This is a genomic window from Stutzerimonas stutzeri (genome assembly GCF_024448715.1).
GTDB classification, from domain to species: domain Bacteria; phylum Pseudomonadota; class Gammaproteobacteria; order Pseudomonadales; family Pseudomonadaceae; genus Stutzerimonas; species Stutzerimonas stutzeri_AR.
In genome coordinates, this window is sequence record NZ_JAMOHZ010000009.1 from 1 (window position 1) to 16,052 (window position 16,052).

Genomic DNA, 16,052 nt, shown 5'->3' on the forward strand with positions numbered 1-16,052 from the left:
CGCCTAACTGCAGGTCGCCGCTCAGGGTGTGCTGCACGTTGCCGCCAACGGTGGCGCTGCCGACCGTTGCACTCGCCGCGTCGAGCATCCAGTTGCCGTGGGCGGCCAGGGTGTCCGCTTCGAGGTTGCCGGAGAGGTCGATCAGCAGCCCGCCTTCGAGGCTCTGTGCATTGCCGAGCCGCAGGCTGGCGCCAGCAAGGTCGAGATCGTCGCGCGCGCTGAGGCTGGCGATGTCCACCAGCCCGGCACCACGCAGTTGCACCGCGCCGGCGAGGCTGCTCACCGAGGTCAGCTCCAGCGTGCCTCGGCTGACCAGGAACTGATCGCCCGCGGTGACCAGCGAGCCGCCCCGGATGCCGGCCGCCAGATTGGCGTAGAGCCGCCCGGTGGTGCTGCCGACGTCCAGGTTCTCGCCGGCCAGCGTGGCGTAGAGCGCGCTGCTGCCGATGTCGCCATAACCGCGCAGGCGCAGCGTGTTGGCGCTGCTCCAGCTGTCGCCCGCCGAGGTGGCGGCCAGGGTGTAGGCCTCGATATCGAGGCTGGCGTTGGTGCCGGTGGTGACCAGGTCGGCCAGCGTGGCCGCACCGTTGACCCGGGCGAACAGCCCGTTGGCTGCCGTTACCGAGCTTCCGTCAGCCATGGTCCAGTTGCCGCCGAGGGTGGCGTACAGGCCGCCGAGGCTCCAGTCGCCGGTTTGCGTCAGGTCGCGGGTCTGGCCGATGTCCAGAGCGCCACCGACGGTTGCATCGCCCAGGCGCAGAATGCCCGCGCTGCTGGCCGTGCCTTGCAGGCCGCCGATCCAGGCGTTGCCGTCGATATCCAGAACGATCTCGTCGTTGACCCCGCCCGTGCCGATCTGCACGCGATCGTCTTCGCTGCCGGCGTCGCCGGTTACGGTGAGGTTTACCGAGCCGCCCAGCAGGTTTTCGCCCAGTTGGCTGGCCGAAGTCAGGTTGCCGAGCACCTTCAGGGTCAGCGAATCGAGGCCGGTCAGTCGCTGAATGCTCAGGTTGCCGTGGTTGATCAGGTGCAGCAGGTCGGCGCGGGCCGTCAGGTTGCCGGTGACCTGAGTGTGCAGTCCGCCGTTGGCGCCGATCGAGCCGTTGCCGGCTTCCAGCACCACGTCATGCCCCTTCACCACCACGTTGCCGCCGTTGGCGCTTTCGATGTTGCCATCGGTCTTGATGCGCACGGTCTGGCCGTCGACGTTGTAGATGTTGAAGTCCTGCTGGCCGCCCAGGTAGATGTCGCCGTCCGCGGTGGCGCTGATGGTGCCGGTGGCGGTGACGTTGACGTCGTCGCGCTGGGCGATGCTGAAACGCAGCGGGTTGGACGCGTCGAAGTAGATGTCATCCTGTTCGGCCCCGGCCAGCGCGGCACGCTGGGCGGTGGTCAGGCTGGCGGCCCCGCCGCTGAGGTCGATGACCACGTCGGCGTCGAGCAGCTTGCCGATGCGGTTGGCATCGAGGCTGACGTTGCGGCCCTGGACGTTCATCGTCTCGTTGGTCGCGCTTGAGCTGCTGCCGCGGTTGAGCAGGCTGGAGGCGATCGAATAACGCAGCTGGTCACTGGTCCAGGCGGCGGTGCTGTCCAGCGCCTGGCTGTCGCCGGCCTCGAGCGCGTACTGGTAGGACGTGCTGTACGCCTGGGCGCCGAACTCGGCGTTCATCGCCTTGTAGTCGTCGATCCGGCGGGTCTGCTCAGCGGTGATCTTAGCGTCGCTCCAGCCCAAGGCCTTGAGCTGATCGACTTGTGCCGCGCCGAGCTTGGCCTGGTTTTCGTCGAAGATGGCCGCCTGCCAGCTGCCGTCCGGATTCTGGGTCAGCTGACGCAGCTGCCAGTAACGGGCGTAGCGCTGGTTGCCGGCGTCGATCAGGGTTTGCTTCTGCTCGGCCAGGGCCGCGCTGGCCTGGCTGCCGGTCAGGCCCATGCTGTCCCAGAGGTCCTGCAACTCGCTCAGGCCGCGCTCGTCGTAGCTGACGTCACTGTTGCCGTCGAGCAGGTCGCCGTTGCGGACCTTGATCGCCACGTCACCGCCGGTGGAAACGATCTGGTCGAGCCAGAGGTCGCCGCTGACTTCCTCGACGAACACCCCGGTAGTGCCGGACGCCTTGAGCAGGGCCGGGTTGTCGCTGCTGGGGCTGCCGGTATCGAGGTTGAGCAGCGCGGTGCTGCTGCCGATGCTGCCGGACGCGTCCAGGGTGATCGACTTGCCCTTTACCACCACGCCACCGTTGGCGCTGATGTTGCCTTGCGCCGCCAGGGTGACGTTGCCATTGGCCGCTTCCAGGCGGCTCAGATTGACGCCCTGGTTCGCGGTGTACTTGAGCGCTTGCAGGTTGATGTTGCCGGCCGCCGCGTAGGCCGAGAGGTTGTTGCCCACCTGCACGCGCAGCGCCTGGATGCTGTCGCCGATGCCGTTGGCGACGTTCAGGGTCAGGTCCCTGGCGGCGATCATCGCGCTGTCGTTGGCCTGGGTGAGGCTCCCGCCGTTCCTGACCGTGATGTTGGTCGCACCGTTCTGGTTGTAGATCGAACCCAGCATCGTCACGCTGCCTTTCGAGGTCAGGTCGACCTTGCCGGCCTCATAGCCGATGAAGCTGATGTTGATCGGCGAGTCGGCGCGAACGGTGTAGCGGTCGATCTCCTTGAAGCCTTCCAGATACACGCGGGTACGCGTGGTGCGGTACACCTGACACCAGATGAAATGTTTCTTGCAGTAGCCACCCATGCTTTCGTTGATCAGCTCTTTGGCATCGGTGGTGTAGCGCTGATCTTTTTGGGTCAGCACCTGGCCTTCGCTGAGCGAGTAATAGCTGCGGTAAGCAACCAGCTCGGCGTTGTTCGGGTCCTTTGCCGACAGCATCACCAGGCGCGCCCAATTGGCAATATCGCCCATCGGAATCTTGCTGGTGTCGATGTAGAACGGCGACGAGCCCATATACTCGGCGCCGGCGATCGGCGTGCTATCGCCCTTCTTCACATCCAGGCTCAGCAGCGTGCCGTCTCCGGTCGGGATGAAGTCCCAGAACTTGTCCCAGTACTCGACCTTGGTCGTCGTCTCGCTGGTGTCGCGGCCCTGCAGCCAGACGTAGGTGCGCCCGGCGGTGGTGCTGTAAGTGGTGTCGCGACCGTTGCTGGTGCCCTTGAGGAAGGCCGAGGTGGTCTTCACCGCGTCGCTCCAGCCTTCGTAGCGCTGCACCTGGTCGCCGACATGGGTGTAGATGGTCGACCACACGCCATCGGTGGAGCCGGACACGCGGCCGACATCGTTGATCCGCAGCGTGCCCTCCACGCCACTGCCCAGGTCGATGCCGCTGATGCGCAGCTGGCTGCCGGTGTTGTTCACCACCGCGACCTGGTTGTAGCCGTCGAGTACCTTCAGCTGGCCGTTGCCGGTGCTGAGGATGTGCCCGGTCAGCTCCATGTAGCCGCCGGCGACCTCGACCTTGTCGAGCACCAGGCTCTCGTTGCGGAAGTCGTAGCTGTAGCCCACGGTGCCGGTGCGGGCGTCGGTCTGTACCAGTTGCACGACGGCCGCGCCGCCGTTCTTCCAGGCATTGCGCAGGCTGGCGAGGTTGGCCAGGTCGCCATCGTTGATGGTGACTTTCCAGTCGGCGACACCGCTCTGCACCAGGCCGTTGATGTTCAGGTACAGCGCGTTGATGACCACGTTGTTGCCGGCCACGGTGCTGGAGGCCGAGCCGTTCAGCGTGCTGCCGTTGTTGTTCTTCGCCGGGTCGCCGCCGATATGGGTGAAGCCGTCGGTGTTGTTGAGGACGAAGTCCTGGCCGGCGCTGAGCTTGAGTGTCTGGCCACGGATGTCGGCGTTGGCGTAGATGCTGCCGTAGGCGGCGGTGATGGCGATTTCGCCGCGCTTGTTGAGGATCTGGCCGTTGACGTAGATATCCGGTGCCGGCGCCTTCAGCCCGCCGGCATCGCTGACGCCGTTCGCCGGGTTGTAGGTGTTGGTCACCGTGATCTGCGGGCTGGGCGAGTTCTCGGCCACCTGGATGCTGCTGAAGCCGGCGCCGGAGAGGGTCTTGTTCAGCGCGTTGATGTTGGCGTTGCTGCCGACCTTGACGTCGTTGAACAGCAGTTGCCCGCCTTCGCGATCCGGAATCTCCAGGCCCTTGAGGCTGAGGAAGGCGGCGCTGTTGTTGACGATCTCGATTTTCGCGTCGCCCGGCGCGTTGAGCTTGCCGGAGCCGACCAGCGCGTCGCCGGTGACATAGATATTGCCCGGCCGCGCCAGGATCGGATCGACGTCGAGGATCCACACCTGCAGCTTGCCCGGCAGCGAACCGGTGGCCGGGTTGCCGCCCATCTGCTCGTAGATCTTCGCCAGCGTCTGCTGCAGCAGGTTCAACTCCGCCTGGAAGGCAGCCTTCTCGAACGGTGAGAGGCCGTAGTTGGCCATCTGCCCGCGCAGCGTTTCGATACGCGAACTGATCAGCTGCGAGTATTCGCCACTGCGCATGCTGTAGGTGATGCCATCGCTGATCTTCGACACAATCGGCGCGACAGTGACCACGTCGGAGTCCTGCAGGTCGATGCTGCCGGCGTTGGCCGGATTGATCTCGACGCCGTTGAGGTAGTACTTCAGCCCGTCGATTTGCAGGCTTTGCTTGCTGTACACGCCGGTGTCGAACTGGCCGTTGACCGTCACGTTGGCGGTGCCGCCGTTGTTGGTCGAGCCGCCGGTGATGTCCAGCGACACATTGCCGCCCAGTGCGTTGAGCAGCGCGGCGGCCGCTTCGCGGTAGAGATCCTTGCCCACGCCCTGACCGACCAGCACGCTGTAGCCCTTGCCGGCGTAGGCGTAGATGTCGCCCACGCTGCGCGCGCTGACGCCGCTGGAAACGGTGACGTTGCTGTTGCGGATATAGGTGGCGTCCGCTTCCGGGTCGTTCACCACCGGGAAGGCGGTGTTGTTCCACAGGTCGGTGCGCGCGGTCAGGGTCGCCTTGTTCATGGTGCCGGCGATGCTGTAGCCGGCATAGAACTTGGTGTCGCCATAGCTGAACAGCTTGGCGTTGCTGCCCACCAGAACGTCGTATTGGGCGCTGACCCTCGCCAGGCTTTCGCCCATGGCGGCGCCGGCCAAACCGTAAGTCTTGGCGTTGGCGCGGGCGTCGATGTCGTAGTTGCCGCTGGCCGAGAGGATCAGGTCGCCGACGCTGTAGATGTCAGCGCTGCTGGCGATGTCGACCTTGGCATTCGCCTGGCTGACGTCGATCTGCGAAACCGCCTTGGCGATGGAAATCGCACCACCGCTGTCGAGCTTGACCTTGTCGCGGGCGAACACGTTGTTGAACGCCTGGATGCGCAGGTGCTCGGGGTTACGCCAGTCGCCATCGAGGCGCAGCCGCACGTTGCTGCCGACCAGGCTTTGGGTGGTCAGCTTGATGGTGGTGGTGCTCAGTGCCGCCGCGGCATCGACCACGCCGCCGGAGCCGGACTCGACGTTATAGCCGCCGCTGTCGGGCTTGGTGACCTCGGCGCGCGCGCTCTGGTCGTAGGCGCTGCTGGTCAGGTAGGAATTGCTCGCCAGCTCGGCGCTGGTCTTCAGGTCCAGGCGGTTCTGCGCATGGGCACCGCTGGCGCCGACCAGCGCGGCGTTGACGCTGTTGACGAAGGCGTTGAAGCGCGACTGATGCAGCGCCGACAGGGTGACCGCGCCGAGGCTGGCCTGGCTGCTGCCGGTGCCGCGCGCGTACAGGTAAGCCTTGGTGGTGCTGTTGTCATCGGTGTTGGCGATGGACGCCGCACCGCTGACCAGACCGCCCTGGCCGGCGGTGGAATGGGCTTCGTTGTCCACCGAGGCGCTGGCGGCCACGCTGAGTTTGCCGATGCCGCCGCTGAAGCGACCATTGACGAGCGCCTGGGTGGTGGCGTTGGCGCTGGCTTCGGCGACATGCGCACCGAGGGTGAGCAGGCCGAGTGCCGCGCCGGTGGTTTCCGCGTACTGACGGATGTCGGTAGCGGCCAGGAAGCTCCACTGGCTGGCGTTGCCTACGCCGACGAACTCCGTGGAGTCGGTGCTGATCAGCTGGCTGGAGCTCTCGTTACGGGCCTTGGCCACCACCGCGTTGGCGGAAACGCCGACACCGCCGGCCACGCCGAGGCCGTCAACATTCACCGAATCGGCATTGCCATTGCGGGCCACCTGACTGGTGAGGCTGGCTTGCGCCGCCTGCAGGCGCGCACCGGCGCCCAGCTTGAGCAGCGCTTCGGATTTGGCCAGGGCATCGATCACCGTGGCACCGGCGGACAGGTAGCCGCCGAGGGAAACCCCCAGTGCCTCGGCGCTGACCTTCGGCATCGCCAACGCTTTCAGCGTCAGCCCATTGCTGGCCAGCAGTCGTGCATTGGTGCCGACGTCCACTTTCGCCTTGCTCTGATCGCGGGCGACCAGAATGCTGGCATTGACGCCGGCGAGGATGCCGCCGGCCGCGCCGCGTGCGGTCAGCGTCACAGGACCGGCCGAGGTGGCGGACAGGTTGATGCTGTTGGCGGTGAGTACCGCGTTCGGGCTGACGCTGAGCCCGACCTGGCTGTCATGCGCGGCGACGCCGAGCACCAACCCCGCGCCGACCCCGACGCCGGCCGAGGCGCCGAGCGCATCGACTTTGACCGCCTGGGTGTCGCTGGCGCTGCCATTCAGCGCGCCGCTGGCGGTCAGGTTGCCGCCGAGGTTGGTGTTGACCTTGTTGTTCATCACCGCGACGCCGACCGAGGCGCCAAGGCCGACGCCAAAGCCCGCGCTGCCGCTGAGGCTCTGCACGGTCACTGCCGGGTCGCTCTTCAGGCCCAGCGCTTCGGCTTTCACCGAGAGGCTGCCGGTGTTCAGCGTGCTGGACAGGATTTCCGCCGTGACCAGTGCATTGGAGAGCGTGAAGGCGAAGGCGCCGCCGGCAGCCGCGTCCATGCCGAGCACGGCGTTGCCGGCGAGATTGCGGCTGTACAGCTTGTCCTGGGCGCTGACCTCGCTGGCGCCGCCAGCGGTGATGCTGCTGTCGCTGACCCGCGCCACGGTTTCGTGCTTGCGCGTGCTGCTGGCGCTGAGGCGATCGACCAGATCGTTCTTGCTGCTGCTATTGACCGAGGTTTTCGCAGCGCCGTCCTTGACCGTGACCAGTTCGTACTCCTGGCTGGTCGAGTTCCACACGTAATCCTGATAGCTGAGGTCGCCGGACTTGTCGGCGTTGCCGAGGCTGTTGGCCTGACTCAGGGTGCCGTTGCCGCCCTTGTCCAGTTCGTCCAGCGGGTTGCTGGTCTGGCCGCCGGCCGTCACGGTGGTCGAGCCGGAACCGAGCAGCAACAGACCGATGCTGCCGCCCAGCGCGGTGGAGCCGGCGCCGGCGGTGACGGTGTTGAGCTGGAAATCGCCTTCGCGCAGCGCCTTGACGTTGAACGCGCCGGTGGCCTTCAGACTGCTGCGGTCGAACAGCGCGCGGGTGGCGCTGTTGGCGACCAGCACGTTGGCGCTGCCGCCGATGGACTGTGCACCCACCGAGGCGGCACCGGCATTGCTCATCGCCCTGACGCTGTCCTTGGCATTAACGGTGAGGCTGCCGAGCTTGGCTGCGTCAGTGCCGAAGTCGGCCTGACTGGCGCCGGCTTCGGTGGTGGTTTCGATCACGCTGATGGCCGCCGAACCGGCCAGTGCGGCACCGCCGCCGCTGGCACCGGCCGCGTTGAGCAGCAGACGGGTGTCGTTGCTGGCCTCGATGTTCACCGCCGCACCGGCGCCCTGCACCGTGGTGTTGGCGTTGGCCAACGGAGCCGTCAGCGCCTCACCGACCCAGGCGCGGGTCTGGCTCTGGTTGTACACCATGACGAAGGTGCCGCCCGCCCCCACCGCGCCGCCGGCGATGGCCACCGCACTCGGCGAGAGCTGCTGCAGGGCCGAGGCCTTCACCTTCAGCGAGCCGACGGTCAGCGCACTGCCGCCATCGACCAGCGCCTCGGTGGTGCCCTTGAGCACCAGCAGGCCGGCGCTGCCGGCGCCACCGGTGATGCCCCCGGCAGCGCTGGCGATCACGCTGCTGGCGTACTGGCTGGAGCCGGCGTTGACCTCGGCGGCGCCCTTGCTGGCCAGCGTGGTGCCGCGCAGGTAGGCGCGGGTTTCGCGGCTGATTACGGTGCTGTCGAGAGTGCCGGACAAGGCGGTGACGCCCAGCGAGAACGACAGGCTGGCCAGATAGCTGGCGCCGAAGCTGTGGCTGTTGGCGCCGACGCGCACGTTTTGCGCGCTGCCCGCGCCGCTGGCTTGGTTGACCTTGGCCGAATCGATGTAGGCGCTGGTGCTGCCGGCGATCACGCTGGTGTTGCTCAGGCCGGCGACTGCGCCGCTGTAGAGCGGCACGAAGGACGCCGAGGCGGTCACCGACATCTGCCCGACCTGCTGCAGCGAGCTGGCCTGCACCGCAAGGCCGGTAATGTTGCGCTTGCCGATTCCGAGGTTCGGTACCGGGTTGAACTGGCCACTGCTGGCCCAGTATTCGTGATCGTCGGACGGCGCGTTTAGCAGCTCGCCGCTGTCGATTTCCAGGGTGTCGCTGGCGTCTTTGCCGAGGGCGCTGACCTCGGTGGTGCTGCCGTCGATGTAGGCCCTGGTCTGGCTTTCGATCAGGTTGACGGTGACCGAAGCACCGACGCTGGCGTTGCCGCTACCGGCCGCGGCGCCGGCAATGCCGATGATGCTGTCGAGGTTGCTGGCGCTGACGCCGAGGTTGTTCTGCGCGATGACCCTGGCGCCGCCGCCGAGGTGGGCGCGGGCTTGGGTCTGGATGATGTTGGTAGCGAACGAGCCGAGCACGGCCACGTTGCCGGCGCCGCCGCCGCTGATGGCGGCCGAGCGGATGGTCGCTGCGGAATCGGCGTCCACCAGCAGCGTCGACAGGTCCCAGCCGGTGCCCTTGCTCCCGGTCAGCCTGGATTCGATCTCGCTGTCGACCCGGTTGATTGCCGTAGCCGCGCCGACTGCGACAGTACCGGCGCCAGCGGCGCCGCCGGCCAGAGCGTTGATGGTCGAACTGTCGCTGCTCAGCAGGCTCAGCTTGCCGGCAGTACCGCCGCTGTTTTCGACGCTGGCGAGGGTGACTGCCGCAATGTTATTGCTGGTGTTGGAGAACACCGCAGCGCCCGTACCGGCACCTGCGCCGGATACCGCGACGGTGTCGATGCGGGCGCGAGTGGCCGCCTGCACGGTTATGGGCGCCGTGGCGGACAGGGTCAGCAGACTGTCCACCACCTTGGCCTGACGCTTCTGCTCGATGGTGCTGACGGCGACTGCACCGGCCCCGGCGCCCGTGCCAGCGCCCTGAACGTTGCCGGCCAGGGTCTTGATGTCGGCGTCGCCCTCGATCACCTCGACGTTGACCGCCGAGGCACCGCTGACCGTGCTGCCGCTGAGCAGGGCGTTCTCTTCGCCCTGAATGACATTGACCGCGATGGAGGCACCCGCCGCCGCCGTGCCCGCACCACCGCCGCCGACCGCCGCCGAGCGGATGTGCGCCGCCCCGCCGCTTTCCAGTTGCAGCGCGCCCGTCAGATTCAGCGTGGCGTTGAGGATTTCCGCGTCACGCTTAGCGAGAATGATGTTGTTGGCATTGGCCACGCCCACGGCCGTGGTCCCGGCGCCACTGATTGCACCGGCCAGACTCCAGATGGTGCGCTCGCCTACGGCGGCCGAAACGTTCAGCGAACCCACGGTGAAGGTGCCGCCTTCGATGGCTGCGCGCTCGTCGCCGTCGAGGATGTTGCTGGTCGACGAGCCGTTTACCGCGACAGTACCGGCACCGCCGCCGGCCACCGCAATGGCGTAAATCGTCTGTTCGACGCCGCTGAGCAGGCTGGCGCTGGAGAAGCCGCTGATGGTGCTGCCTTTTACCAGCGCGGTGCGGTCAGCACCGATGCGGTTGACCGAGATCGCGCCGCCCACCGCCGCGGTGCCGCCGCCGGTGATCGAGCCGGTCAGCGAGGCGATGGTCAGACCATTGCCGCCGCTGGCATCCACGGTCAGCGCCTTGCCGCTGCCACTGGTGGTCAGCGTGCTGTTTTCCACCGAAACGGTGTCGCTACCGTTGATGTTGTTGACCACGAAGGAACCGCCGACGCCCGCGGTGTTGCCGCCGGCCGCGTCGACGCCCAGGCCCCAGATTTCGCCATCCAGCGCGGAGCTCAAGGTGGCGTCGCCGGTGAGGTTGACGGTGCTATCCGCCAGCTTGGCCGTGCGCTCGGCATCGATCAGGTTGACCGCCACAGCCGCGCCGACCCCGGCGCTACCGCCGGCCGCGGCGAGATTGAAAGCGACCGACCAGATGCTGGCGCCCAGATCCGGCTGACTGGCGGCGATGGCCAGGTTGCGCGCGCTCATGGTTGCGTTCTGCAACAGCGCAGTGGTGGTGTCGGCGATGCGGTTGTAGGTCAACGCGCCGCCCACGGCGACACCGCTGCCGGAGACTGCGCCGGACAATGCGGCGGTGATGATGCGGCTCTGCATGCCGGCGCGCAGGGAGGCATCGCCGGTCAGGGTGTAGGTGCCGTTGGCGATGCGCGCATCGACCGTCTGCTGCATGTCGCTGAGGCTGAACGCCCCGCCGACTGAGGCATTCTGGCTGCTGCCGGTGATGTTGCCGGCGAGCGAATAGGAGCCGCCGCTCTTCACAGCCGTGACGCTCAGGTCGTCGGCCTTGAGCGTGCGTCCCGTCATGTCGAGTGTGGCCTCGACACTGCCGCGCGCGATGACGATGGTGCCCGAGCCGGACACCGCGGTGCCGTTTCCGCCAGCAGCGCCGATGGCGGCGGCCAGTACGTCGGTGTTGTTGCTGGCGGCGATATTCAGGTCGCCGGTCAGGTCGATGGCCGTATTGGCCACGCTGGCACTGTAGTCGCTGCCGGTATAGACCACGCCCAACGCGCCGCCGACCGCGGCCTTGCCACCGGTGGCTGCGAGGTTGCCGGCGATGCCGAGCACCGCTTCGCCGGCCAGCTCGCCAGTGAACAGGTTGTGTGAACTGGTAGTGCCGGCGTCGCCACCTTCATCGAACAGGTCGTCGTCGGTGGCCACCTGACCGTCGATGCCCTCGGTGGTGCTCGAACCATCAAGGTCCAGCCCGGCGTCGGCCAGCGAGGTCTGCGCGGCCGTGCTGAACAGGCTGTCCAGCGCCTGTGCACCGGACACACTTTGAGCGTTCACATTTACCGCACCGCCGGTCAGGGACGAGGCGGTACCGTTCTTGGCATCCACCTTGGCGGTAACGTCGTTGTTCATCACCACGACGAACAGTGCGCCGGAGCCGGCGCCGCTTTCCTGCCCGGTGGAGATGGCCGCGCCGACGGCACCGGCGAGTACACGCGAGGCACTGTTGGCAGAGACGTCGAGGCGCTTGAAGCCGGTCGCCGTGCTCCCCAGCCATTCGGCCTGCAATTTGTTCAATACCAGGCCCAGCGCCATGGCACCGCCAGCGCTGCCGCCCTTGCCATTGCTGCCGGCGAACGCGCCGCCGCCAATCAGCAGGCGCGAGCGGTCATAGGCGGTTACGGCGATGCCGTCGACCGATTCGCTGCGCTGCTCTACGCGGCTGTTTTCTACCGCCGCACGAGTGGTATTGGCGACCACGGCGCCAGAGCCGGAAAGCGCCACGGCGACATTGGTGTTGCCGCCCGTGGACACCGACAACCCAAGGCCCATGGCGATCTGGTCGCCACCGCTGGCCGCCTGCACCTTGAGCAGGTCGTTGCTGTGCAAAGTGGCACCGGTCAGCAGCGCCTCGGTGACGTTGAACAGGTGGTTGTAGGCGACAGCGCCGGAAATGGCCGAACTGAATTCGCTCTTCTTGCCGCCCGCCAGGGTCAGCGCACCGGCGCCCGAACCGCTGAACTGGTTGGTCTGGTTCAGCGACAGCACGGTGACCTTGCTGCCCTTGGCCGGGTCACGCGGATCGAGCACGATGTCGCCGAGATGGGCGCGGGTCTTCTGTCCGGACACGTTGACGCTGCCGGAGCCTGCGATCGCCAGGGTCAGCTTGCTGCCGGGTTCCTGCCCGCCGGAGTCGCTGCCGCCGCTGTCCTTGCTGAACAGCCCGGTGAACTTGTCCCAATAGCCCTTGAGCTTGTCCGGCACGTCGACGATGGTGTCCTTGACCTTGGTCGCCTCGGTCTTCGCCGCGGACAAGCCATCAGTGACGCCGGTGATGCCATTGGTCAGGGTCTGTAGCAACGCATCGCCCAGACCGCTGGCCAGTTGCGTCGAGCCGGAATCCCCACCGCCGTCCTTTGCCGCCAGCTCTTCCTGCTGTTTCTTTTCTTCTTCGGTCTTGGCCATCGCGCCGGCCACCGAGAAGGCGCCGACTTGTCCGGTGCTCTCGGCGTTGACCAGCACTTCGTCGACTTTCCAAGTGGCCTTGGTCAGGCTGTTGATCCCTGAACCGAGCACGTCGGACGGACGCCAGGCCCGGTTGTCACCAACCAGCGCGAGCACATCGGTGTCGAGGTAATTGACCGCCACGCTGGCACCGACGCCGGTGTTTTCCGACGAGGACAGCGCCCCGGCGGCACTCCACATGCCCAGCTTGTGATTGGCTTCGACACTGACCTGATCGGCATCGACGGCGGTGCTGTTGTGGATCGAGGCATGGACGGTGGCATCAGCCACGTTGACCACCACCGCGCCATTGCCGGCGACGCTGGCGCCCTTGCCCGCCGACGGGCTGATGCCGATCAGCAGCTCGTCCTGTTCGGCGTTTACCGTAATCCGTTTGGCTTTGAGCGTACCGTTGGCACCGATGCCGGCAATGGCCTGGTTGCCTGAGACCTGGACGTTAACGCCGGCACCGACCGCGCCGCCGTCAGAATTGTTGTTGAACAGTGACCACCAAAGGTTGCCGGTGATGCCGAGCTGCTGCACCTCGTTCTTGGCTTGTACAGCCAGCGGGCCGGCCCAGGTCCAGCTAAGGTCCCGCAGGTCCTTGCGGCGGTCGAGCTCATCGCCGTCTTCGTCGTACAGCTTGTCGAGCACATCGAGCGGCTTGTTGCTCCAGCTGTCCGCGCTGGTATTGGTAGCGGTCAGCTTGACGTTGTCGCCGACCCAGGCGGTGGCATCGAGGTCGTTGATCAGCACCGAGAAGGAGCCGGTCATCGATAGCTTGTCGGCTTCGCCGGTGGAGTTGGCGTAGCTGGTGGACAGCATGCCGGGCACGTCTGGCAGGCTGCCGGCGAGCAGCTTGAGGTTGCTGTAGATGTCGTTCAGCGAACCCCAGCGGTCCAGGCCGTTGAGGTCGAGCAGCTGGATATTCTGCGCGCCAAGGCCGATGCGCCCGGCGGTGATGGTGCTGCCGTCGCCAATGAGCGCACGGGTTTGCTGCTGCAGCTGGCTGTAGACCGCGGCGACGCTGAGCGAGACCTTAGTGCCGTCGTCCTTGTCGGCATTGGCGTTGACGGTGCTCTCCGCCGAGTTATGCAGCGCGCTCTGCTGCTGCAGCGCCTGCACGCTGAGATCGCCAGTCAGCGACAGGGTCGGCGCCGTGCCGTTGCTGCCGATGATTGCCTCGGCCTCGTGATCGGCAATACCGATGGCCAGCGCCGAGGCCAGGCGGAACTTGCTCTCGGTCGGCTTGGTTTCGCTGGGATTGGGGCTCATCCCGAACAGCGGCTTTACCTTGCTTGCAAGGTAGTCAGTGAGCGGTTTGGCGGTATTGATCGCCTTGGTGGTGACGAAATTTTCCAGGGCCTTTCCGGCCTGCACGCTCGAGCTGTTGCTCTGCTCGTAGACCATGTTAATGGCCGACACGTCGAGATTGCGCGTGCCGGCAAGGTCCGCATTCCAGACCGCACGGGTGGTGCTGTCGAACAGCGTCAGCGCGATCGCTGGACCGCCGACGGCGCCTTCGCCGATGGACTTGAAGGTGACCTGGTTGCTCAGCTCCTGCTCGGTCAGCGCGGTCAGCGAGGCATCACGGCCGACGCTCAGTACTGCGCCCTTGTTCACCGTGGCGAGGGTGTCGATGTCCGTGTGGGCCATGCCGAAGGCGAAGCCGGCGGTGCTGGTCTGCTTGCCGTCGCCATCCTTCGAATTGGTCGCGGTCGATTCAAGCTTGAGGGTATTGTCGCTCAGCGCGTTGATGACCAGATCCTGGCCAGCGGTCAGGCGGGCGCCGCTGGCGACATCGACTTGGGTGGTGCCACTCAGGCGACCGTAGGCAGCGCCGAGGTTAAACGGCAGCTTGCCGCTGAGTCCCGGGATCGCACCGGTGGAAGTGTCGACGTAGCGGGTGCTGTCGGCCTGAACCTTGATGTCGCGGAGCGCCTGGATCACGGCCGAGGAGTCGATCGTGACATCGGCATCGGCGTTGGCGATGGCGGCCGTCAGGAATGGCAACAGCGCGGCCAATTCGCTCCAGTTGGTCGGATCGAGGCCGAGGGTGCCCAGATCACTGGCCTGGGCAGTCTGGCTGCTGGCATCGCCAAGGGTGTCGATGATGTTCGACCAGGTTTCGGCGTCGCTCCAGTTGTTGGCTTCTTTGAGCTTGGCGAAATCGGCGCCTAACGCGTCGCTGCTGAACAGGCTGCCCAGCAGGCTACCGGTGACGCGGGATTCGCTGGCAGCTCGCAGAATGACGTCGCGCCCGGTGATGCTCCCGGCTACGTCGATGGAGGCCGCCGCATCGGCGTAGCCGCTCATCTGCTTGTCGAAGCCGACCGCGGTCACAGTGACGTCACCAGCGTTGGCCGTGCCGTTGGCATGGCCGGCGTCGAGCTTGGCGTCCTTACCGATGGTGACCTCGGCCTTGCCCAGGTGGGCGGCCAGGATGACCTTGGCCTGATCGGCCAACTGGGTTTTCAGCTCCTCGACGGTCTGCGCTTCGTCGCCGGAAAAACTCTGGTCGCTGTTGGCGGTCAGGGTGATATTCCCGGACTTGCCGGTACCGGTGGTGCGGGTGTTGATCTGGGCTCGATCGCTGAGGGTGATCGACGGTGCCTCGACGGTGACGTTACCGCCGTTCTTGTTGAACTCACCGTTGGCCAACAGCTTGGCGTCGCCCTTGAGTTCAACGCGCTTGCCGGCTTTGACCTGAACGCTGCCGCCACTGTTGTCGGCCATCAACGCGGCCAGCTCGCCGCTGATCTCCACACTGTCAGCGGCAACGATCTTGATCGTGCCGTTTTCCAGAGCGACGCCGGCACCGATGGCGACGTCGTCGACGTTCACGGTGCTGGCGAAGACGGCAGCGGCCGCATCGGTGCCTGCTTGGAGCTGAGCGGCAGCACCGATCACTGCGGATGCAGCGAACAGATTAATGCTGGCATTGCTGTTGACCTGGCCCTGGATTTCGACCGCACCATTGGAGGAGCGGTCCAGCGTGCCGTCCTTGAGTGCATCGACCAGATCGGCGGTCGCGCTGTCGCTGACCATGTTGACGCCGCCCACTTTCGCACCCGTTGCGGCGAGCATCAGGTCGGTCATCGCCTGGGTGCTCGGGGTGGTCACGGTGAGCGATCCGACATTCACTACGCCGCTGGCCCCGACGACCATGCCGTGCGGGTCGGCAAAGATGATATTGCCGCCGATCTTGCCGTCCTTCAGGCCGTTAAGCGTACCGTTAACCACAGCCTTGGCGTCATGCACCAGGTTGACGAGGTTGGACGCACCGCCCGGCACATGCAGATTAACGGTGTTGCCGGTGTCGACTTCGAAGCGACCGAAGGAGTTGAAGCCGGTCTGACCGCGCACCGACTGAGTGGTGATATCGGTCACCGCACCCGAAACGGTTATGGTCGTCTGGGTCTTGAGATCGTTGAGCAGAACGCCCGTATTGGGGTTGGCATAGCTGCCGTTATGCAGGGTGATGGTGTTGCCAGCAAGGGCTCCGACAGGGAACGCTCCGAAAGAAGCGATCAACGCAGCGGTAATGCGATTAGGTGCAAACCGCTGAGAATTAATACCGCGACTGTTGCGACGAAACGAAGAATTACGCTTGACAGCCATGGTGAGTCTCGCTGATCCGTCCCCTGGGCAGCGTATTCTCTAGGAACTTTACAAATTC

At 66.0% G+C, this 16,052-nt stretch carries 1 protein-coding gene; it reads right to left on the reverse strand.

What is annotated here, in order from left to right; translation table 11 throughout:
• Positions 1–15,994, reverse strand: a 15,994-nt coding sequence (locus NAV33_RS18170; RefSeq protein WP_255982635.1) for a leukotoxin LktA family filamentous adhesin, incomplete at its 3' end; no start/stop codon positions are given.
• Positions 15,995–16,052: the final 58 nt, after the last annotated feature.